Genomic DNA, 2,329 nt, shown 5'->3' with positions numbered 1-2,329 from the left:
AATAACTCCATAATGAATGAAGGGGGGTCGAGCCAAAGCAGAATTACCACCCAGTTGTGGATGTGACTGGCAATGGTAGCAAGGTCCGATGCTGTAAAGAGCAATATTGCATAGGAACCTGGAATGTTAGGTCCATGAATCAAGGCAAATTGGAAGTGGTCAAACAGGAGATGGCAAGAGTGAACGTCGACATTCTAGGAATCAGCGAACTAAAATGGACTGGAGTGGGTGAATTTAACTCAGATGACCGTAATATCTACTATTGTGGGCAGGAATCCCTTATAAGAAATGGAGTAACCATCATGGTCAACAAAAGAGTCCGAAATGCAGTACTTGGATGCAATCTCAAAAACGACAGAATGATCTCTGTTCATTTCCAAGGCAAACCATTCAATATCACAGTAATCCAAGTCTATGCCCCAACCAGTAATGCTGAAGAAGCTGAAGTTGAACGGTTCTATGAAGACCTACAAGACCTTTTAGAGCTAACATCCAAAAAAGAAGTCCTTTTCATTATAGGGGACTGGAATGCAAAAGTAGGGAGTCAAGAAAAACCTGGAGTAACAGGCAAATTTGGCCTTGGAATACAGAATGAAGCAGGGCAAAGACTAATAGAGTTTTGCCAAGAAAATGCACTGGTCATAGCAAACACCCTCTTCCAACAACACAAGAGAAGACTCTACACATGGACATCACCAGATGGTCAACACCGAAATCAGATTGATTATATTCTTTGCAGCCAAAGATGGAGAAGCTCTATACAGTCAGCAAAAACAAGACCAGGAGCTGACTGTGGCTCAGATCATGAACTCCTTATTGCCAAATTCAGACTTAAATTGAAGAAAGTAGGGAAAACCACTAGACCATTCAGGTATGACCTAAATCAAATCCCTTATGATTATACAGTGGAAGTGAGAAATAGATTTAAGGGCCTAGATCTGATAGATAGAGTGCCTGATGAACTATGGACGGAGGTTCGTGACATTGTACAGGAGACAGGGATCAAGACCATCCCCATGGAAAAGAAATGCAAAAAAGCAAAATGGCTGTCTGGGGAGGCCTTACAAATAGCTGTGAAAAGAAGAGAAGCGAAAAGCAAAGGAGAAAAGGAAAGATATAACCATCTGAATGCAGAGTTCCAAAGAATAGCAAGGAGAGATAAGAAAGCCTTCCTCAGCAATCAATGCAAAGAAATAGAGGAAAACAATAGAATGGGAAAGACTAGAGATCTCTTCAAGAAAATTAGAGATACCAAGGGAACATTTCATGCAAAGATGGGCTCGATAAAGGACAGAAATGGTATGGACCTAACAGAAGCAGAAGATATTAAGAAGAGGTGGCAAGAATACACAGAAGAACTATATAAAAAAGATCTTCATGACCCAGATAATCACGATGGTGTGATCACTCACCTAGAGCCAGACATCCTGGAATGTGAAGTCAAGTGGGCCTTAGGAAGCATCACTATGAACAAAGCTAGTGGAGGTGATGGAATTCCAGTTGAGCTATTCCAAATCCTGAAAGATGATGCTGTGAAAGTGCTGCACTCAATATGCCAGCAAATTTGGAAAACTCAGCAGTGGCCACAGGACTGGAAAAGGTCAGTTTTCATTCCAATCCCAAAGAAAGGCAATGCCAAAGAATGCTCAAACTACTGCACAACTGCACTCATCTCACACGCTAGTAAAGTAATGCTCAAAATTCTCCAAGCCAGGCTTCAGCAATATGTGAACCATGAACTTCCTGATGTTCAAGCTGGTTTTAGAAAAGGCAGAGGAACCAGAGATCAAATTGCCAACATCTGCTGGATCATGGAAAAAGCAAGAGAGTTCCAGAAAAACATCTATTTCTGCTTTATTGACTATGCCAAAGCCTTTGACTGTGTGGATCACAATAAACTGTGGAAAATTCTGAAAGAGATGGGAATACCAGACCACCTGACCTGCCTCTTGAGAAATCTGTATGCAGGTCAGGAAGCAACAGTTAGAACTGGACATGGAACAACAGTTCGGTACAGCTCACTTCAGTCGCTTAGTCATGTCCAACTCTTTGCGACCACATGAATCGCAGCACTCCAGGCCTCCCTGTCCATCACCATCTCCTGGAGTTCACTCAAACTCATGTCCATCGAGTCAGTGATGCCATCCAGCCATCTCATCCTCTGTCGTCCCCTTTTCTTCCTGCCCCCAATCCCTCCTAGCATCAGAGTCTTTCCAATGAGTCAACCCTTCACATGAGGTGGCCAAAGTACTGGAGTTTCAGCTTTAGCATCATTCCTTCCAAAGAAATCCCAGGGCTGATCTCCTTCAGAATGGACTGGTTGGATCTC

Annotated in this window: 1 protein-coding gene; it reads left to right on the top strand. The window is 42.8% G+C overall.

Annotation, left to right across the window (positions count from 1 at the left end; all coding sequences use genetic code 11):
• Positions 1-56: 56 nt before the first annotated feature.
• Positions 57-2,063, top strand: coding sequence for an endonuclease/exonuclease/phosphatase family protein (locus tag IEW01_RS17860; RefSeq protein WP_498049945.1), 2,007 nt, complete (start codon positions 57-59; stop codon positions 2,061-2,063).
• The last annotated feature ends 266 nt before the right edge of the window (positions 2,064-2,329 follow it).

This window comes from Sinisalibacter lacisalsi, assembly GCF_014640115.1.
GTDB classification, from domain to species: domain Bacteria; phylum Pseudomonadota; class Alphaproteobacteria; order Rhodobacterales; family Rhodobacteraceae; genus Sinisalibacter; species Sinisalibacter lacisalsi.
Note: the sequence above shows the minus strand (reverse complement) of the source record. Positions and strands in the feature narration are given on the sequence as shown.